Raw genomic sequence first — 19,639 nt, forward strand, 5'->3', positions numbered from 1 at the left:
GACCCTCACCACCGGGCAGGCTCGTCGGCGGAGTCACCGCTTGGCGGCCGGGAGGAAGCCGATCCGGTCGTACACCTGGGCCAGCGTCTCGGACGCCACCGCGCGGGCCTTCTCGGCGCCCAGCGCGAGCACGCGGTCCAGCTCGGCCGGGTCGTCCAGGAAGCCCCGGGTGCGCTCCTGGAACGGCGTCACCCACTCGGTGAACAGGTCGGCCAGCTCGGTCTTCAGGGCCCCGTACATCTTGCCCTCGAAGTGCGCCACCAGCTGCTCGACGGACTGCCCGCTCAGGGCGGAGTGGATCCGCAGCAGGTTGGAGACGCCGGCCTTCTCCTCCTCGTCGTAGGAGACCACGGTGCCGGTGTCGGTGACGGCGCTCTTGAACTTCTTGGCGCTGACCTTCGGGTCGTCGAGCAGGCCCACCAGGCCCTTGGCGGAGGACGCGGACTTGCTCATCTTGATGGCCGGGTCCTGGAGGTCCTGGATCTTGGCCGTCTCCTTGAGGATGTACGGCTTGGGGACCGTGAAGGTCGGGCTGTAGCGGGTGTTGAAGCGCTCCGCGAGGTCACGGGTGAGCTCCACGTGCTGGCGCTGGTCCTCGCCGACCGGGACGGCGTCCGCCTGGTACAGCAGGATGTCGGCGACCTGGAGGATCGGGTAGGTGAACAGGCCCACCGAGGTCCCGGCGGCGCCCTGCTTGGCCGACTTGTCCTTGAACTGGGTCATCCGGGAGGCCTCGCCGAAGCCGGTGAGGCAGTTCATCACCCAGCCCAGCTGCGCGTGCTCGGGCACGTGCGACTGGACGAACAGGGTGCAGTGCTCCGGCTCCAGGCCCGCGCCGAGCAGCTGCGCGGCGGAGACCCGGGTGTTCTGGCGCAGCGTCGCCGGATCCTGCTCGATGGTGATCGCGTGCAGGTCGACGACCATGTAGAAGGCGTCGTTCTCCTTCTGCAGGTCGACCCACTGGCGCACCGCGCCCAGGTAGTTGCCGAGGTGGAACGAACCGGAAGTGGGCTGGATGCCGGAGAGCACCCGGGGACGGTCCTTGACCGGACCAGTGACCGCTGCGTTGACCATGCGGGCCATTGTTCCAGTTCCACCGACCGGTCAGGAAACCTCGGCCCCCGGCGGCCCGGCCAGTGTGACGGCACTCACCCCGACCCGGGCGATCCGCCGGCCCTCCAGCTTGGCCACCGTCAGCAGCACCTCCAGGCCCGGGCCGGCCGGGATCCGCACCCGGTCGCCGTCGGCGGGCAGCCGGCCGAGCGCGGCGACCAGACAGCCGGCCACCGTCTCGTACGGGCCCTCGGGGAGGGTGACGCCGGTCTCCTCGGCGAAGTCCCCCAGGTTGAGCAGGCCGTCGAGCTCCACGCCGCCGCCGGCCAGCCGCCGGGTGGGGGCGGGCTCGGGCGTGTCGTACTCGTCGCGGATCTCGCCGATCACCTCCTCCACCAGGTCCTCCAGGGTGACGATGCCGGCGGTGCCGCCGTACTCGTCGACCACGATCGCCAGGTGGTGGCCCTCGCGGCGCATCTCGCCCATCGCCTCCAGCACCTGCTTGGTGCCGGGCAGCAGCTTGACCGGGCGGGCCAGGTCGCGGACCTTGGCGGCCCGTTCGCCGCGCGCGCCGTACAGGTCGCGGACGTGCACGAAGCCGGTCACCGCGTCGTAGCTGCCCTCGACCACGGGGTAGCGGGAGTGCGGCGAGGAGTCCGCCTGGGCGCGGACCTCGGCGAGCGGGCGCTCGGCGTCCAGGAAGGTCACCTCGGTGCGCGGGACCATCACCTCGCGCAGCTGGCGCTCCCCGGCGGCGAACACATCGGCGATCAACGTCCGCTGGTCGCTGCCGAGTTCGGTGTTGGCGGCGACCAGGCCGCGGAGCTCCTCGGAGCTCATCGAGCCGCGCCCGGCGCTCGGGTCGCCGCCGAGCAGCCGGACCATCAGATCGGTGGAACGGCCGAGCAGCCAGATCGCCGGGCGCAGCGCCACCGACATGACGTCGACCACCGGGGCGGCCAGCACGGCGATGGCGTCGGCCCGCTGGAGGCCGATCCGCTTGGGGGTGAGCTCGCCGAGCACCAGGGAGACGTAGCTGATCACCAGGGTGAGGCCGACCAGGGCGGTGGCGTCGGCGACGCCCTCGGAGAGCCCGGCCCGCACGAACAGCGGGGCGACCTTGCCGGCCAGCGTGTCGGCGCCGAAGGCGGCGGAGAGGAAGCCCATGCAGGTGACGCCGACCTGGACGGCCGCCAGGAAGCGGTTCGGGTCGGCCGCGAGGTGCGCGGCCCGGGCCGCCCGCCGGGTGCCGCGTGCCTCCAGCGTCCGGATCTGGCCCTCGCGCAGCGAGATCAGCGAGATCTCGGCGACGTTGAACAGGCCGCCCAGGACGATGAAGACGAGGACGAGTGCGGCATCCTCGATGGTTTCGTTCACAGCGGGTCAGTGTAGGGCGACGGCCCGCCGTCCCCCGGGAAGGGACGACGGGCCGTCGTGGGGCGCTGGGGCGCGGCTCAGATGAGGCCGAGCTCCTGGACCGCGTCGCGCTCCTCGGTCAGCTCCTTGACCGAGGCGTCGATGCGGGTCCGCGAGAAGTCGGAGATCTCCAGGCCCTGGACGATCTCGAACTTGCCGTCCTTGGTGGTGACCGGGAAGGAGGAGATCAGGCCGGCCGGGACGCCGTAGGAGCCGTCGGAGACGACGCCCATGGAGGTCCAGTCGCCCTCGGCGGTGCCGTTGACCCAGGTGTGGACGTGGTCGATGGCGGCGTTGGCGGCCGAGGCGGCCGAAGAGGCGCCGCGGGCCTCGATGATGGCGGCACCGCGCTTGGCGACGGTCGGGATGAAGTCGTTCTCCAGCCAGGCCAGGTCGCTGCCGACGGCCTCGAAGGCCGGCTTGCCGGCGACCTCGGCCTGGAAGACGTCCGGGTACTGGGTGGCGGAGTGGTTGCCCCAGATGGTGACGCGCTTGATGTCGGAGACCAGGGCGCCGGTCTTGGCCGAGAGCTGGCCGACGGCGCGGTTGTGGTCCAGACGGGTCATCGCGGTGAAGCGCTCGGCCGGCACGTCCGGGGCGTTGCGCTGGGCGATCAGGGCGTTGGTGTTGGCCGGGTTGCCGACGACCAGGACCTTGATGTCGTCCGCGGCGTGGGCGTTGATGGCCTTGCCCTGCGGGCCGAAGATGCCGCCGTTGGCCTGCAGCAGGTCGCCGCGCTCCATGCCGGCGGTGCGCGGACGGGCGCCGACCAGCAGCGCGACGTTGGCGCCGTCGAAGGCCACGTTCGGCTGGTCGGTGATGGTGATGTCACGCAGCAGCGGGAACGCGCAGTCGACGAGCTCCATGGCGGTGCCCTCGGCGGCCTTGAGGCCCTGCGGGATCTCCAGGAGGCGCAGGTTCACCGGGACGTCGGCGCCGAGCAGGTGGCCCGAGGCGATGCGGAAGAGCAGCGCGTAGCCGATCTGGCCGGCGGCTCCGGTGATGGTGACGTTGACGGGGGTGCGGGTCATTTCTACCTTCTCCAGCAGATCGCCAGGTGCCCCAGGCACGTTCGGCGCGCCGGAGCCGCGGACGGTCTCTCGACATCGAGAGAACCGGCGTCAGGGTATCGCAAAGGGAAGCGTACGCCTCGGGCGAGGTCGTGACTGGTTGGTCACAGACGATGACGGCCCCCGCCCGGGTCCCGGGCGGGGGCCGTGCACGACCGGCCGGACTACCGGCGGGGGCGCCCGATCAGCTGGCCGATGTTGTCCAGCACCGGGAACTCCACCCACGGGTTGGGCTGGGCCATCAGAGTCAGCAGCACGATCGACACGCCGAGGAAGGTCAGCACGATCACATCGGTGAACCGGCTGCGCACCGCCAGCATGCCGACCTCCGGCAGCACCAGTCGCAGCAGCGCGCCGAGCAGCACCCCGCCGCCGATGATCAGCAGCCCGTACTTGAAGCCGTCCTGGAAGTCGGCGAACCAGGTGACCGCGAGGCCGGCGCCGACCACCAGCAGGACCAGCGTTATCGGCCACTGCCGGACCGGCAGCGCGTGGTCGCGCCCGAGGGCCGCCGCCGAGCCCTCGGGGGGCAGCGTGCCGGTGGTCTTGACCGGCCTGCGCCGGGTCCGCCGCGGTTCGGTCATGGCTTCCCGTCCTTCGGGATCGTCGGTCGTCGGTCGGGGCGGGTCAGATGCCGGCGCGGCGCTCGGCCGCCACGACGATGTTGTTCAGCAGCATGGCGCGGGTCATCGGGCCGACGCCGCCGGGGTTCGGGGAGATCCAGCCGGCCACCTCGGCCACGCCCGGGTGGACGTCGCCGACGATCTTGCCCTCGCTGCGGCTGACGCCGACGTCCAGCACGGCCGCGCCCGGCTTGACGTCCTCCGGCTTGACCAGGTGCGGCACACCGGCGGCGGCCACGATGATGTCGGCCTGGCGCAGGTGGTGGGCGAGGTCACGGGTGCCGGTGTGGCAGAGCGTGACGGTGGCGTTCTCGCTGCGGCGGGTGAGCAGCAGGCCGATCGAGCGGCCGACGGTGACGCCGCGGCCGACCACGACCACCTCGGCGCCGTCGATCGGCACGTCGTGGCGGCGCAGCAGCTCGACGATGCCGAGCGGGGTGCAGGGCAGCGGGCCGTCGATGCCCAGCGCGAGGCGGCCGAGCGAGGTCGGGTGCAGGCCGTCCGCGTCCTTGTCCGGGTCCATCAGCTCCAGGACCGGGTTCTGGTCGAGGCCCTTGGGCAGCGGCAGCTGGACGATGTAGCCGGTGCAGGTCGGGTCGGCGTTGAGCTCGCGGACGACGTTCTCGACGTCCTCCTGGGTGGCGGTGGCGGGCAGCTCGCGCTGGATCGAGGCGATGCCGATCTCGGCGCAGTCCCGGTGCTTGCCGTTGACGTACCAGCGGCTGCCCGGGTCGTCGCCGACCAGGACGGTGCCGAGGCCGGGCACGACGCCCTTCGCCTGGAGGGCCGCCACGCGGGCGGCGAGTTCGGACTTGATCGCGGCCGCGGTGGCCTTGCCATCGAGAATCTGGGCAGTCATGACCCCATTCTCCCGGATCCGGGCAAGCGTCCGTGCCACCGGTCCCGGACCGGGGGGAGCCGGCGGCGGGACGGCCGCGGGAGGGCGGCCGCAGGGTGCCGGGACGGCGGCGGAACGGCGCCGGGACCTGGGCGGGACCGGGGCGGGGAGTGCGGCCCGGGCGGTGGCGGAGCAGTACGGGAGGTGGACGAACGGGTACGGAACGTTCGGGTCGTATTGCGGTTGCGCCACAGTCCGGCCCCATGCGCGAGCCCGGCTGGACAGGGCCCGGCCGCCCGGTCGACGATATGCGGGCATTCCCCGCCGCATCCGGCCCGGTGACGGGCCGACGGACAGACCCGGCGGGGGCGTACCCGGGGGAAGAACGAAGTGAGCCGACCAGACCGCACCGCGCCGACGACCGACCGCCGCCGCGGCACGCCCCTCACCGGCAGGCCGTCCAGGCTCCCGTTCGCCCGCTTCCCACGGCCCTGAGCGGGAGCGCACACCCGGTCCCGCACGGCCCCGGTGTCAGTGCGCTCCGCTAACGTCCCGTCCGATCGGCCACCCGACCCGCCGGTCCGTTCCGGGTCCTCCGCTGTCCCGTCCCCACTTGTCCCCATCTGCCCGGAGGCATCGATGAGCTATCCGCCCGACCCCAACAACCCGTACAACCAGCCCCAGCAGCCGCAGCAGCCCCCGCAGCCGCAGCCCGGCTACGGCTACCCGCAGCAGGCCCCGCCGGCCGCCGGGTACGGCTACCCCCAGCAGCAGCAGCAGCCGCCGGCCGCCGGCTACGGCTACCCGCAGCAGCAGCAGGCGTACGGGTACCAGCCGATGCCGGGCACCATCCAGGCGAACAACGGCTACATCAACATCGCCCAGCTCGGCACGGTGAAGATCGCCTCCATGGGCCAGCGCTTCGTGGCCCGGCTGATCGACTTCCTGGCGGTCGGCGCGGTCATCGCCCTGGTCATGGCGCTCGGCCTGGCCGGTTCGCTCGGCATCGTCAAGGACACCGAGGACTGCAGCACGTACTCCTACGGGACCGTCAGCTACAACGACTGCATCCAGCAGCAGAACGACGCCGCGGCCGGCCTCGTCGGCACCATGCTGATCATGATCGTCGTGCTGTCGCTGTTCAACCTGCTCTACGAGTGGCTGATGGTCTCCTTCGTCGGCGCCACCCTGGGCAAGATGGCCATGGGCCTGCGCGTGGTCAAGGAGAACACCGGCCGGACCCCGGGCCTGGGCGGCGGCTTCATCCGCTTCATCATCCCGGTCGTCGGCGGGTTCCTCTGCTACATCGGCGCGGTGCTGGTCTACCTGTCGCCGTTCTTCGACAACTCCGGGAAGCTGCAGGGCTGGCACGACCGTGCCGCCGGCACCCTGGTGATCAAGAAGTAACAGCGCGCACGACGGAGCGGCCCGGCCCCCTCGGTGGAGGGAGCCGGGCCGCTCCGTCGTTCCGTCAGCCGGTCAGCCGGTCGGCGGACCGGCCGGATCAGCGGGTCAGTGGAAGAAGTGACGGGTGCCGGTGAAGTACATGGTCACCCCGGCCTCGGCGGCGGCCGCGATCACCTCTTCGTCGCGGATCGAGCCGCCCGGCTGGACGATCGCCCGGACCCCGGCGGCGATCAGGATCGCCGGGCCGTCGGCGAACGGGAAGAAGGCGTCGGAGGCCGCGTACGCGCCCTTGGCCCGCTCGCCGGCCCGCTCGACCGCGAGCTTGCAGGAGTCGACCCGGTTGACCTGGCCCATGCCGACGCCCACCGAGGCGCCGTCCTTGGCCAGCAGGATCGCGTTGGACTTGACGGCCCGGCAGGCCCGCCAGGCGAAGGCCAGCTCGGCCAGCTCGGCCTCGGACAGCGCCTCACCGGTCGCCAGCGTCCAGGTCGACGGGTCGTCGCCCTCGGCGTGCACCCGGTCGGCGTCCTGGAGCAGCACACCGCCGGAGATCGGGCGCACCTCCCGGCGGTTGGCCGGCGCCTCGGGGGCGAGCAGCACCCGCAGGTTCTTCTTGCGGGCCAGCACCTCGACGGCGCCGTCCTCGTAACCGGGGGCCACCACGACCTCGGTGAAGATCGGGGCGATCTGCTCGGCCAGCGCCACGGTGACCGGGCGGTTGACGGCGATCACGCCGCCGTACGCGGAGACCGGGTCGCACTCGTGCGCCTTGCGGTGCGCCTCGGCGACGTCGGCGCCGGTCGCGATGCCGCACGGGTTGGCGTGCTTGATGATCGCCACGGCCGGGCCGGCGTGGTCGTAGGCGGCGCGGCGGGCGGCGTCGGTGTCGACGTAGTTGTTGTACGACATCTCCTTGCCGTGGAGCTGCCGCGCACCGGCCAGGCCGCCGCTGCCGTCGGTGTACAGCGCGGCGCCCTGGTGCGGGTTCTCGCCGTAGCGCAGCACGTTCTGGCGCTCGAAGGCGGAGCCGAGGAAGGCCGGGAAGCCCGCGGCCTCGGTCCCGGTGTAGCCGGACTCCTCGAACCAGTTGGCCACCGCGACGTCGTAGGCGGCGGTGTGCGCGAAGGCCTGGGCGGCGAGCCGCTTGCGGGTCAGCAGGTCGAAGCCGCCGGCCTGGACGGCGGCGAGCACGTCCTGGTAGCGGGCCGGGTCGACCACGACGGCCACCGAGGGGTGGTTCTTGGCGGCGGCGCGGACCATGCTCGGGCCGCCGATGTCGATCTGCTCGACGCACTCGTCCGGGGTGGCGCCGGAGGCGACGGTGGCCTTGAACGGGTAGAGGTTCACCACGACCAGGTCGAAGGGCTCGACGCCCAGCTCGGCCAGCTGCGCGCGGTGCGACTCCAGGCGCAGGTCGGCGAGCACGCCGGCGTGCACGCGGGGGTGCAGCGTCTTGACGCGCCCGTCCAGGCACTCGGGGAAGCCGGTCAGCTCGGAGACCTCGGTCACCGGGACGCCCGCGGCGGCGATCCGGCCGGCGGTGGAACCGGTGGAGACGATCGCGACCCCGGCGGCGTGCAGGCCCTGGGCCAGCTCCTCCAGACCGGTCTTGTCGTACACGCTGATCAGGGCGCGCCGGATCGGCCGGACGTTCTCGGAGACGGGAGTGGTGGTGGGGGCGGCGCTCATGCCGGAATCCATACCTTTCGGTCCTCGATGCGGTGACCCTCGCGGGCCAGCCGGCCCACGACGTCGACGAGCAGCTTGCGCTCGACTGTCTTGATGCGCTCGTGCAGCGCCTCGCCGCCATCGGCGTGATCGGCGTCGAGGACCTCCACGACGCCCTGCGCGATGATCGGCCCGGTGTCGACGCCGGCGTCGACGAGGTGGACGGTGCAGCCGGTGACCCGCACCCCGTACGCCAGCGCGTCGGTGACGCCGTGGGCGCCGGGGAAGGAGGGCAGCAGCGCGGGGTGGGTGTTGACGATCCGTCCGGCGAAGGCCGCGATGAACTCGGGGCCGAGGATCTTCATGAAGCCGGCCGTGACGACCAGGTCCGGCCGGTACCCGGCCACGGAGGCGGTCAGCGCGCGGTCCCACTCCGCGCGGTCCGGGTGGTCCTTCACCCGGTGCACGAACACCGGCACACCGGCGCGCTCGGCGCGCTCCAGGCCGGCGATGCCGTCGCGGTCCGCGCCGACGGCCAGGATCTCCGCGCCGTACGCGGGGTCGGCGGCGGCGTCGAGCAGTGCCTGGAGATTGGTGCCGGAGCCGGAGACCAGCACCACCAGACGGGCCGGTCCGGGCGTGCGGGGCGGGAAGAGCTGAGCGGGGGCGGCGGCCACTGCGCGATTCTCCGTAGGTCGGGCGCCGTGCGCTGGTACTTCCACCGGCGGTGGGGCCACTACGAACGGCAGGTCGAGCGAGGGGGAACTCCTGGAGAACCCGCCGCGACGCGGGCGCCCGGGGAACCCATGGGAGCTGCTGACCGTCACCACCATAACGGCTGGTCGGACGGCCCCCGAAACACCGTCGAGGGCTACGCGCGTAGCTGAGACGGGGATCTCGCCGGGCCGTCCCCACCGTCCCCACCGGACCCACCGGACCCCGACCGGGCCGCGGTGCGACACCGGCGACCGGTTACCCCGGACGCGCCCGGAGCCCCCACCGGGGCCTGCGGGATCATAGGGTGGCGCGGGCACCCGCCCCACCGACCGAGAAGGAATGGCTGAACCATGAGCAGCGGTGACGACACCGGCGAGCGCAACCCCTTCGCGCCGCCGCCGGCGGATGCCCCCGACCAGCCGTGGCGGCCACGTGCTCCCCACTCCGGCGAGGGCTCCGAGCGCCCCGAGGGCCAGGACGGCGATCCGGACGAGCGCCCGCTCGTCCCCCCGCCGCACCCGTGGAGCCCCGGCTACCAGGGCGGCGGCTGGAACCCCCGCCCGCCCGCACCGCAGCCGCCCCGGCTCGACCCGAGCGACCCCGCCCAGCGCAAGGCCCGCAACGCCGCGCTGGCCGGCATGGGCGCGCTGGTCTGCGCGTTCGCCACGCTGCACTACGTCGCCCTGTTCCTGGGCGCGCTCGCCATCGCCTGGGGCGTCTCCGCGATGCGCACCCCCAAGCCGGCTCCCGCCGACGCCCCGGCCGGCGCCCGGACCGGTCGCGCGGTGACCACCGCCGGGCCCGTCGCCCCGAACCCGCTCACCCCGGCCGCCCTGGCGGGCATCCTCACCGGTGCCGTGACGGTGGTCTTCGTCTCCTCCGTCCTCGGCCTGGCCCTGCGCTACAACGACTACGTCACCTGTGTGCGGGACTCCCTCACGGCCAGCGCCGCCGACGGCTGCGAGCGGCTCGCGCCGCAGTGGTACGTGGACATCACCAAGCAGCGCGAGTAGCTCCGGTCACGGGGCCGGGTCGGCCGCGTCGGCGTCGGAGGCGCTGTCGGGGTCGCCGCTCCGGATACCCGACAGACGGGTGACCGCGGCGTGCGCGCGGGCGCGAAGGAGAAGTGCGCTCCGGCGTGCGGGCACGGTGAGCGCCCCGGGCAGGAGCGGCGCGCGCCCGCCGGCCGCGCGCAGCGACCGGGCACGGGCCAGCACGGCGGTCGGAGCGGCCACCGTCGCCACCCAGGCCGCCGCGGCCAGGCCCGTCCACCACGGCACCGGCCCCAGCCAGGCCATCCGGCCCGCCGCCAGCGCCCCGCCCGAGAGCCCGCCGAGCCCGGCTGCCGCCGACCCGACCAGCAGCCCGGCCGCCAGCGCCGCCACCGCGGTCGCCGGCGCCGACCACGGGGCGCGCTCCCCGGTCCGGCCGTCGAGCCGGGCGTGGGCCCGCCCTCCGGTTCGTCCGCCGGTTCGCCCTCCGCCGACGGCCGCCGCCCGGCCCAGCAGCAGCCCCGGCACCACGCCCGCCAGCGCCGGCAGCACGCACACCGCCAGCCGCCAGCCGCCCGCCCCCGGCTCCGGGAACAGCGCGAACAACGGGAAGTCCGGCACCGGCCCCAGCACCGTCCTCACCGGCGACACCACCGTCCCCTCCCCCGCCGCGAACCCCGGCCCGAGCGCGTACGCCGCGCCCCACAGCACCGCGTTCGGCAGCAGCACCAGGCTCACCAGCAGCACCCCCGCCACCGCCGCCGGCCCGCCCGCGAGCACCTCCGCCGAACCGCTCGTGGACACCGCGCCCAGCAGCGCCGCCCCCGCCACCAGCAGCCCTCCCGCCGCCAGCAGCCCTCCCCCGGCCGCCAGCGCGGCCACCCGGACCGCCGCCGCCCCGCCCGTCGGCCGGACCGTCTCCGGCAGCCGGGCCAACCACCGCTCCAGCACCCCCGTCACCAGCGGAACCGCCCCGCGCGGCCGGGCACCGACCGCCACCGCCGCCCCGGCCACCAGCGCGACCACCACGAGGTCCGGCAGCACCCTGGCCCGGAACTCCCCCGGCCCCGCACACTGCGCCACCACCCCGCACGCCACCGCGGTGTACCCCGCCCAGACCGCCGGCGCACCGCCGCGCCCCGGCCGCCCCGCACTCCGCGCCGTCACCCGGCCCGCCACCCGGACCAACTGGCCCACCGCCAGCAGACCGAGCAGCAGCGGGGTGACCGACAACGGCGCCTCCGCCGCCCCGCGCAGCACCGGCGCCCCGTGCCCGAGCAGCCACAGCGCCGCCACCAGCCGCAACGTCCCGTCCGCACCCCCGTCGGCGTACGGCGTCACCACCCAGAGCCCGAGTACCGGGACGGTGACCACGCAAAGCCCGATCAGGGCCGTCCGGACCCCGGCCAACAGGGCGGACAGGACGGGCCTGGCCCCCAGTTCGCCCGGCGCTCCCAGAATCGGACGACCCGTCAGCTGCGTCATGGGCCACATCGTGCCAAGGCGACTCGCCATGCTCCGTGAAGCGGCAAACGGCCGGGGTGTCCCAGATTATTGGCTTATGCGCATTTTCAGACCATGCCTGCTCGCCACCGCGACCGACCCGGCCTGGAGCGTCTGATGACCAGGCCCCCGACCGCCGAGCACCCCGGCAACCAGCCCGCGTCCGCGACGCAGCGACGCAGCGGGAAGGGGCGCCGCGCCAAGGCCGCACCGACCGCACCGACCGCGCCGACCTCCGGGAACGGGGCCGGGAAGGACGAGGCCGCCGCCGGGCTGCTGCGCCGGCTGACGGCACGTGAGGCGCAGGCCTTCGCCCACCTCGCGGCCGGCCGGGACCTCGCCGAGACCGCCGCCGCCCTCGGCGTCACCCCCACCACCGCCCGCAGCTACCAGCACCGGGCCCTGCGCAAACTCGGCACCCGCACCCAGGAGGAGATCACCGCACTCGCCGCCCTGCTCCCCACCCCGGACGCCGCCCCCGCCCCCGGCCGCAGCCCGAAGCCCGGCGGCGGAAAGCCACGACGCGGCCCGAAGCCCGACCGCACCAGGACCACCGCGACGACGCCCCCCACGCCCCACCGGGCCGACGACCGGCCGCCACGGCCCGAATCGCCCGGTGGTGACACGGGGAAGGGCGCCCCGGCCGACAGCACCGACCACGGGCGGAACACCACGGAGGCCACGTCGGCACGCCAGGCCGACAACAGGCAGACCCCTGCCGACCACGTCGATGCGTCCCCGGCCGACAGACAGCACACCAACCAGACACGGCACATCACGGAAACCCCGCCTCCCCTCCAAGGCGGCGACGGGCAAACCCCCACCGACCACGTCGATACGTTCCTGACCGACAGGCAGCAGCGCCCCACGCGCGCCGAAGCGGCAGCCCCGCTCGACACGCGTGCCCCCCACCCAGTGGCGGACGCCACCGACACGAACCGCCCGCAGGGCGTACGCGCCGGCCGAGCGGCCGCGCAGGCCGGGCGCAACGCCGGCCGGTCGGCGGCGGAGCAGGCTGTCGCAGCCGACGTCGACGACCTGCGGGCAGGAGAAGGACAGCCCGCGAGCAGCGCCGGTCCGCCGACAGCGGGGGGCCGAGCGGTCGAGGCCGGCGGCGGCTGGGCGGCGGACGCCGGGCAGGCCGGCAGCCGGGCGGCGGCGATGGAGGCGGCCGGGGGGCGTGCCGAGTGGGTGGCGGCGGTGGGGTTCGAGGAGGTGTACGCGGCGGCGCACACGCGGTTGGTGCAGCAGGTGTTCCTGCTCACCGCCTGCAAGTACCGGGCCGTGCGCTGTGTGGGGCGGGCGTTCGACGAGGCGCGGCGGCGGTGGGCGGAGGTGGTCGCGGGGGGTGAGCCGGAGGCGTGGGTGCGGGCGCGGGCGTTCGAGTCGGCGCTGTCGCCGTGGCACCGGGGTGGCCCGCGCCGTGCCCACGCGTGGCGGCTGCCGCACCGGCGGATCAAGGTGCGTCCGGCGGACGAGGCCCAGGCGGTGCTGCCGGACCACGACCGGCTGACCGACCGGGACCGCGCGCTGCTCAAGGCGCTCCGCCGGCTGTCGCGGCCGCAGCGCCGGGCGCTGGTGCTGCACGACGGCCTGGGGATGCCGGCCACCGCGGTGGCGGTGGAGGTGGAGTCGACGGTGACGGCCGCCGAGGCGCGGGTGTGGGCGGCGCGGGTGGCGCTGGCGCACTGGGTGCCGGAGCTGGTCGGGCCGGATCCGGCGGCGGACGGGTTCGCCGACCGGCTGTGCGAGCTGATGCACCGGGCGGCGGTGCGCGGGGCGCCGGAGCCGCCCCGGCCGCCGGTGCCGCTGCTGCGGGCCCGACACGGGCTGGCGAACGCGGGCCGGACGGGGGCGGCGGCGCTGCTGACGGCGGCGGTCGGCGGTGCGGTGCTGGCGACGCTGGCGGGTGGCGGGCCGGGCGAGCTGTTCCGGCTGCCGGATCCGCCGCCGCCCTCGCTCTGCGCGGCGGTCCCGACCTCGGCGAGCGATCCGGACGCACCGCTGCCGCTGGTGCCGGACGGGCCGCCGTCGGGGATCCAGAGCCTCTGGTGCTCGCCGACGCCGGGGCTGGAGCCGGTCGTGCTGGATCCGCCGCCGCCCCGCGAGGACGGGCCGTACCGGCCGCCGGCGGGCGGGCGGGCCGCCGAGGCGCTGCCCCCGCCGGGCGTGGTGGCCGCCGAACCCCCGCGCGGCTGCGCCCCCTGGGCGCTGCACCAGTGCGCGCCGATCCGCTGACCAGCGCGACGGCCGGGCCGCCGAACAGCACGGCGCCCCCACCCGGAGGTCCGGGCGGGGGCGCCGTGCTGCGAGCGGGGGGGCGTCAGCCCTTGAACAGCTCACGGGCCAGGCGGGCGGTCTCGGACGGCGTCTTGCCGACCTTGACACCGGCGGCCTCAAGGGCCTCCTTCTTGGCCTGCGCGGTGCCCGAGGAGCCGGAGACGATGGCGCCGGCGTGGCCCATGGTCTTGCCCTCGGGGGCGGTGAAGCCCGCGACGTAGCCGACGACCGGCTTGGTCACGTTCTCCTTGATGAAGGCCGCGGCCCGCTCCTCGGCGTCGCCACCGATCTCACCGATCATGACGATGAGCTCGGTCTCCGGGTCCTCCTGGAACGCCTTGAGGGCGTCGATGTGGGTGGTGCCGATGACCGGGTCACCGCCGATGCCCACGGCCGAGGTGAAGCCGATGTCCCGCAGCTCGTACATGAGCTGGTAGGTCAGGGTGCCGGACTTCGAGACCAGGCCGATCTTGCCAGCCTTGGTGATGTCGGCCGGGATGATGCCGGCGTTCGACTGTCCGGGGCTGATCAGACCGGGGCAGTTCGGGCCGATGATCCGGGTCTTGTTGCCCTTGGCGCCGGCGTGGGCCCAGAAGGCGGCGGTGTCGTGCACCGGGACGCCCTCGGTGATGACGACGGCCAGGCCGATCTCGGCGTCGATGGCCTCGACGACGGCGCTCTTGGTGTGCGCCGGCGGGACGAAGATGACGGTGACATCGGCACCGGTCTTCTCGATGGCCTCGGCGACGGTGCCGAAGACGGGCACCTCGGTGCCGTCGACGTCCACGGTGGTGCCGGCCTTGCGCGGGTTGACACCGCCGACGATCTGGGTGCCGGAGGCGAGCATGCGGCGGGTGTGCTTCATGCCCTCGGAGCCGGTCATGCCCTGGACGATGACCTTGCTGTCCTTGGTAAGGAAGATAGCCATGGTGTGAAAGTCCCCTTCCTTACTTGTTGGCCAGCTCGGCGGCGCGGTCGGCCGCACCGTCCATGGTGTCCACCTGCTCGACGAGCGGGTGGTTGGCGTCGGTCAGGATCTGACGACCCAGCTCGGCGTTGTTGCCGTCGAGGCGGACGACCAGCGGCTTGGTGACCGCCTCGCCCTTCTCCTCGAGCAGGGCGAGCGCCTGCACGATGCCGTTGGCGACCGCGTCGCACGCGGTGATGCCGCCGAAGACGTTGACGAAGACCGACTTGACGTCGGTGTCGCCGAGGATGATCTCCAGGCCGTTCGCCATGACCTCGGCGGAGGCGCCGCCACCGATGTCGAGGAAGTTGGCGGGCTTGACGTTGCCGTGCTTCTCACCGGCGTACGCGACCACGTCGAGGGTGCTCATGACGAGACCCGCGCCGTTGCCGATGATGCCGACCTCGCCGTCGAGCTTGACGTAGTTGAGGCCCTTGGCCTTGGCAGCGGCCTCCAGCGGGTTGGCGGCGGCCTTGTCCTCGAGGGCCTCGTGCTCCGGCTGGCGGAACTCGGCGTTCTCGTCCAGGGAGACCTTGCCGTCGAGCGCGATGATCTTGCCCTCGCCGGACTTGATCAGCGGGTTGACCTCGACGAGGAGGGCGTCCTCCTTGATGAAGACGGTCCACAGCTTCTGCAGGACCTCGGCGACCTGGTCGGCGATCTCGGCCGGGAACTTCGCGGCGGCGACGATCTCGGCGGCCTTCTCCGGGGTCACACCCTCGTTGGCGTCGACCGGGATCTTGGCGAGCGCGTCGGGGTTCTCCTCCGCGACGACCTCGATCTCCACACCGCCCTCGACGCTGGCCATGGCCAGGAAGGTGCGGTTGGTGCGGTCCAGCAGGAACGAGACGTAGTACTCGTCCTTGATGTCCGCGGTCTGGGCCAGCATCACCTTGTGCACGGTGTGGCCCTTGATGTCCATGCCGAGGATCTGCTCGGCCTTGGCGACGGCGTCCGCCGGGTCGGCGGCGAGCTTGACGCCGCCGGCCTTGCCTCGGCCGCCCACCTTCACCTGAGCCTTGACGACGGCGCGGCCGCCGAAGCGCTCCGCGATGGCGGCAGCGTCTGCGGCGGTCTCGATGACATCGCCGTCAAGCACGGGCACCCCGTGCTTGGCGAAGAGGTCCCTCGCCTGGTACTCGAACAGGTCCACGTGTTTGTCCTTGTTCGTGGTCGCGGATTGTGTCTCTACGAGCGTGCCACGGCAGGATCTTCGCTGCGGGTCGTCGGGGCGGTGCGGGTACGCAGAAGTACGGCCTTGCGGCCCACACAGCCACGGGCGCACACGTCAATCAACACGCGCGTCACGTCCGTCTGGCAGGTTATCCCCGGACGACGGGCGTGTTTCGCCCGGGGCCTGCCCGTCTTTGGTGAGAACCGTCACAGAAAAGCCCAGGGGGCGTACGCCGGGCGCCCGGACCGACAGCCCAGGTCGGACCCGCCACGGGTTCCGCCGTTCGAGTGAACCCCGGCGCCGACGCATTGACGACCGGGCCGACGACTCCGCTCACACCCCCTGGTCCGGCACCGGTATCGGGCGCTTCTCGATCGCCGCCGCCATGATCTCCGGGAAGGCGTCGGGGGTGCAGGCGAAGGCCGGGGCGCCGAGCGCGGCCAGCGCGGCGGCGTGCGCGTGGTCGTAGGCGGGCGCGCCCTCGTCGGAGAGCGCCAGCAGGGCGATGAACTGCACGCCGGCCGCCTTCATCGCGGCCACCCGCTTGAGCATCTCGTCACGGATGCCGCCCTCGTAGAGGTCGCTGATCAGGACGACGATCGTCTCGGCCGGCCGGGCGATCCGGGACTGGCAGTAGGCGAGCGCCCGGTTGATGTCGGTGCCGCCGCCGAGCTGGGTCGCGAAGAGCACGTCGACCGGATCGGTGAGCTGCTCGGTGAGGTCGACCACCGAGGTGTCGAAGACGACCAGCCGGGTGTCCAGGCTCTTCATCGAGGCGAGCACCGCGCCGAACACCGCCGAGTGCACCACCGACGGCGCCATCGAGCCGGACTGGTCGATGCAGAGGATGACGTCCTTCTTCACCGTGCGCTGGGCGCGGGCGTAGCCGACCAGCCGCTCGGGGACGACCGTGCCGTGCTCGGGCAGGAAGTTCTTCAGGTTGGCCCGGACGGTGCGGTCCCAGTCGATGTCGCGGTGGCGCGGGCGGTTGACCCGGGCACTGCGGTCCAGCGCGCCGCCCAGGGTGGCCCGGGTGCGGTCGGCGAGCCGGCGCTCCAGATCGGCGACCACCCGGCCGACGACCGCGCGGGCGCTCTCCCGGGTGGTCTCGGGCAGCGCGTGCTTGAGCGAGAGCAGGGTGGCGACCAGATGGACGTCCGGCTCGACGGCCTCCAGCATCTCCGGCTCCAGCAGCAGGTGCTCCAGCCCGAGCCGGGTGATGGCGTCCTGCTGCATCAGCTGGACGACGGTGGCCGGGAAGTAGCTGCGGATGTCGCCCAGCCAGCGGGCCACCTGCGGGGCCGAGCCGCCGAGGCCGGCGCTGCGGCGCCCGGAGCGCGGCTGCCCGGCCCGGCCGTCCTCGGCGGGGCCCCGGTAGAGCGCGGCGAGCGCGCCGTCCATCGCGGCGTCCCGGCCGTGCAGGGTGCGGCCGGTGCCGTCCGCCTCGCCGCCGAGAACCAGCCGCCAGCGGCGCAGCCGCTCGTCGGCGTGGGCGCCGGGGTCGGCGGCGGACGCGGTGCCGGGGGTGGTGACTGCCATCGGGGGCTCCTCTGCGGGTGGTCGGCGGTCTGGGGGACGGAGGGGCCGTCAGGTGTCGCGGCCCTCGGCCTGCCGGGGGATCCGCGGGTGCTCGCCGGGCTCCTCGTCACCGGTCGGCAGTCCGAGCAGCAGGGCCACCACGGGCAGCGCGGCCTCGGCCCGGGCCCGGTCCAACGCGGCCTCCTCCCCGGCGGGTTCGGCGCTCCCGGAGCCCAGCGGACCGGCCGCCACCCGGCCGCCCACGGTGTGCCGGACTCCGGCCTCCAGGGTGGCGAAGGTCCGCCGCAGCAGCGGCAGCACGTCGGTGAAGACCTCCGCCGGGACGCCGGTCAGCCAGCCGTCGAGCAGACCGAGCAGCCGGGGGTCGTGGAGCAGCAGCGCACCGCCCCCGGTCAGGAAGCCCTCGATCCAGCCGGCCGCGTCCGCCGGGCTGTTGGCGGCGGACAGCACCAGACCGAGCCGCCGCCCGGCCTCCGCCGAGTCGAGCCGGCCGTCGTCCAGCAGCAGCCGCACGGCGCGCCCGCGCAGCAGGCCGGGCACGCCGGTGGCCGGGCCGCCGGACGGCTCGCGCCGGGCGAGCGCCCGCAGGGTGCCGGCCCAGCGGTCGGCGAGTCCGGCGGCGGGGCCGTCCGCCTGGTCCAGCAGGCCGATCGCGCCGTGCACCTCGTCGAGGTGACCGCGCATCACGGCCGCGCCGGCGGCGTCCAGGCCGGTGCAGGCGGGCGGCAGGCCGACGCAGATCCGGTCGGCGAGGCCCGCGGCGACCTCGCCGAGGGCGCCGTGGTCGGTGCCCCGGACGTCGCCGTAGCGCAGCGCGCGCACCAGGGCGGGCAGCGCGCCGGCCAGATGGGCGACGTCGGTGTCCAGGGCGGCGCAGTCGGCGAGCACCCGCATCACGACGGGCAGCGCCTCGGCCAGCCCGGCCACCAGGCAGGTCTCCACCAGCCCGGTGAGCTCGGCGAGTTCGACGGCGGCCCGGGCGGTACCGACCGCCTTGCCGACGGCGGCCCGTTCGACCGTGGTGCCCCACTGGGCGGCCTCGGCGATCCGGACGGCGAACTCGGGCTGCCAGCACAGCCGCCAGCTCTCCCGGAAGGTGCCGGTGGAGGCGACCGAGGAGCGGACCGGCACGCCCCAGTCGACGCCGAGCAGGCGCAGCCGGTGCAGCAGCCGGGAGCGGGCCGCGTCGGTGTCCTTGCGCAGGTCGAGGTCCAGCTCGCGCGGGGCCGGGTCGGGCTTGAGCCGCAGGGTGCGCTGGAGCCGGGCGAGGTCGCGCTGCAGCGGGACGGCGGGCGCGGCCTCGGGCACCTCGCCGAGCGCGTCGCCGATCACCAGCCGGTCCTGGACGAGCGCGAGGGCGACGTCCGAGCCGTCGCACATCACCGCGCGGACGGCGTCCAGCGTCTCGGTGAGTCCGGCCAGCGGGCGGCCGCGCACGACGGCGAGGGTGCGGGCGAGCCGGACGGCCTCGATGACGTGCGCGGAGGAGACCGGGTGGTCCTCCGCGCGCAGCAGGTCGGCGGCCCGGGTGAGCCAGCCGGGCAGCGGGTCGCCGTCCGTGCGGTGCAGGTGGTGGTACCAGCCCGGGGAGACGATCCCGGCGCCGTAACCGGTGAGCTGGGAGAGCCGGCGGTGCGTCCAGGGCACCCAGGTGATCTCGGTGCGGACCTTCCTGGGCAGCTCGGCGAGCAGCGCGCGGTCGTGCGCGACGGTCGGCATGGCGGCCAGGGCGGGGACGTGGAAGGCGCCGCAGACCACGGCGATCCGCCGGTGGCCGGCCCGGCGGGCGGCGCGGATCTGCTGGCGCATGTACGCCTCGCGCCGCTCGTCGCGCCGGCCGGCGGCGCCGTCCTCGCGCAGTGCCGTCATCGCCTCGGCGACGGCCGCGAAGGGCGCGAGCGCGTCCTCGTCGTCGCCGGGGCGGCGGTGCTCGACGACGTCCTCCCACCAGCGTTCCGGGTCGTCGTGGCCGGCGGCCTCGGCGAGCCGGGCGATCGGGTCGCGCGGCAGGTCCGCGTCCTCCTCGTCGCCGCCGTCACCGGCCGGCTCCTCCGCTTCCCCGGCGTCGGCGAAGGTGTAGCCGGCCGGCAGGTCGATGAAGCGGAGCGGGAGGCCGCGTCCGGTGGCGTAGCGGATCGCCACCCACTCCGGCGAGAACTCGGCGTACGGCCAGAACGCGGCGCGGGCCGGGTCGTCGGCCGCGTGGGCCAGCAGGGCGACCGGCGGCACCATGTCCTTCTCCGCCGCCAGTGCGAGGATCGGGTCCGCCTCCGGCGGACCCTCCACCAGGACGGCGTCCGGTCGCAGCTGCTCCAGCGCGGCGGCCACCGAGCGGGCCGAGCCGGGGCCGTGGTGCCGGACGCCGAGCAGCGTCACCTCTGCGCTCATCGCG

General features: G+C 74.3%; 15 protein-coding genes. 3 read left to right on the plus strand and 12 right to left on the minus strand.

The genetic code is table 11. The features are described from left to right. Positions 1-33 precede the first annotated feature (33 nt). The 5 genes from trpS to ACFVUH_RS05960 all read right to left on the minus strand — a co-directional run bounded on the left by trpS (position 34) and on the right by ACFVUH_RS05960 (position 5,021). A complete protein-coding gene (gene trpS / locus ACFVUH_RS05940; RefSeq protein WP_355358560.1) occupies positions 34-1,074 on the minus strand; it encodes a tryptophan--tRNA ligase in 1,041 nt (346 codons plus the stop codon). 30 nt (positions 1,075-1,104) lie between these two features. Continuing rightward, on the minus strand, positions 1,105-2,430 hold the full coding sequence (locus ACFVUH_RS05945; protein WP_355358557.1) for a hemolysin family protein: 1,326 nt from the start codon (positions 2,428-2,430) through the stop codon (positions 1,105-1,107). 77 nt (positions 2,431-2,507) lie between these two features. Continuing rightward, on the minus strand, positions 2,508-3,500 hold the full coding sequence (locus tag ACFVUH_RS05950) for a malate dehydrogenase (protein ID WP_355358554.1): 993 nt from the start codon (positions 3,498-3,500) through the stop codon (positions 2,508-2,510). A gap of 203 nt (positions 3,501-3,703) precedes the next feature. Beyond that, a complete protein-coding gene (locus ACFVUH_RS05955; protein ID WP_355358551.1) occupies positions 3,704-4,123 on the minus strand; it encodes a DUF3017 domain-containing protein in 420 nt (139 codons plus the stop codon). A gap of 43 nt (positions 4,124-4,166) precedes the next feature. Then, entirely contained in the window at positions 4,167-5,021 is an 855-nt protein-coding gene (locus ACFVUH_RS05960; RefSeq protein ID WP_355358548.1) for a bifunctional methylenetetrahydrofolate dehydrogenase/methenyltetrahydrofolate cyclohydrolase, read from the minus strand. Between the two features lie 618 nt (positions 5,022-5,639). Between ACFVUH_RS05960 and ACFVUH_RS05965 the strand changes: the two genes are divergently transcribed. Further along, positions 5,640-6,407, plus strand: a complete 768-nt coding sequence (locus ACFVUH_RS05965; protein WP_387911467.1) for an RDD family protein — start codon at positions 5,640-5,642, stop codon at positions 6,405-6,407. A gap of 105 nt (positions 6,408-6,512) precedes the next feature. Here the strand turns inward: ACFVUH_RS05965 and purH are convergent, their stop codons facing one another. Both purH and purN read right to left on the minus strand, forming a co-directional pair. Beyond that, positions 6,513-8,096, minus strand: a complete 1,584-nt coding sequence (gene purH, locus ACFVUH_RS05970) for a bifunctional phosphoribosylaminoimidazolecarboxamide formyltransferase/IMP cyclohydrolase (protein ID WP_387911468.1) — start codon at positions 8,094-8,096, stop codon at positions 6,513-6,515. After that, positions 8,093-8,752 (minus strand): phosphoribosylglycinamide formyltransferase, encoded by a 660-nt coding sequence (purN, locus tag ACFVUH_RS05975; RefSeq protein WP_355358539.1) that lies wholly within the window; start codon positions 8,750-8,752, stop codon positions 8,093-8,095. The genes purH and purN overlap by 4 nt, the downstream gene beginning before the upstream one ends. 390 nt (positions 8,753-9,142) lie before the next feature. Between purN and ACFVUH_RS05980 the strand changes: the two genes are divergently transcribed. Beyond that, complete coding sequence (locus tag ACFVUH_RS05980) at positions 9,143-9,805, plus strand: hypothetical protein (RefSeq protein ID WP_387911471.1); 663 nt, start codon at positions 9,143-9,145, stop codon at positions 9,803-9,805. Positions 9,806-9,811: 6 nt separating this feature from the next. Here ACFVUH_RS05980 and ACFVUH_RS05985 read toward each other — a convergent pair whose 3' ends face one another. Continuing rightward, a complete protein-coding gene (locus tag ACFVUH_RS05985; RefSeq protein ID WP_387911473.1) occupies positions 9,812-11,269 on the minus strand; it encodes a DUF6350 family protein in 1,458 nt (485 codons plus the stop codon). Between the two features lie 135 nt (positions 11,270-11,404). On the opposite strand from ACFVUH_RS05985, the gene ACFVUH_RS05990 reads away from it, so the two are divergent. Continuing rightward, the gene (locus ACFVUH_RS05990) at positions 11,405-13,525 is read left to right on the plus strand and encodes a LuxR C-terminal-related transcriptional regulator (RefSeq protein ID WP_387911474.1); all 2,121 of its coding nucleotides are present in this window, start codon (positions 11,405-11,407) and stop codon (positions 13,523-13,525) included. A gap of 85 nt (positions 13,526-13,610) precedes the next feature. On the opposite strand, the gene sucD is transcribed toward ACFVUH_RS05990, so the two are convergent. From sucD to ACFVUH_RS06010, 4 genes are all read right to left on the minus strand, one after another. Continuing rightward, positions 13,611-14,495 (minus strand): succinate--CoA ligase subunit alpha, encoded by an 885-nt coding sequence (gene sucD, locus ACFVUH_RS05995; RefSeq protein WP_355358528.1) that lies wholly within the window; start codon positions 14,493-14,495, stop codon positions 13,611-13,613. A 19-nt stretch (positions 14,496-14,514) separates the two neighbouring features. Next, positions 14,515-15,687 carry an ADP-forming succinate--CoA ligase subunit beta gene (gene sucC / locus ACFVUH_RS06000; RefSeq protein WP_387911476.1) on the minus strand — a complete coding sequence of 391 codons (1,173 nt, stop codon included), beginning with the start codon at positions 15,685-15,687 and terminating at the stop codon, positions 14,515-14,517. Between the two features lie 354 nt (positions 15,688-16,041). Then, positions 16,042-17,247: a VWA domain-containing protein gene (locus tag ACFVUH_RS06005; RefSeq protein WP_387911478.1), complete on the minus strand. Its 1,206-nt coding sequence runs from the start codon at positions 17,245-17,247 to the stop codon at positions 16,042-16,044. A gap of 48 nt (positions 17,248-17,295) precedes the next feature. Further along, on the minus strand, positions 17,296-19,635 hold the full coding sequence (locus ACFVUH_RS06010; protein ID WP_387911480.1) for a DUF5682 family protein: 2,340 nt from the start codon (positions 19,633-19,635) through the stop codon (positions 17,296-17,298). Positions 19,636-19,639 lie beyond the last annotated feature (4 nt).

It is taken from the genome of Kitasatospora sp. NPDC058032 (assembly GCF_042885845.1).
Taxonomy (GTDB): Bacteria; Actinomycetota; Actinomycetes; order Streptomycetales; family Streptomycetaceae; genus Kitasatospora.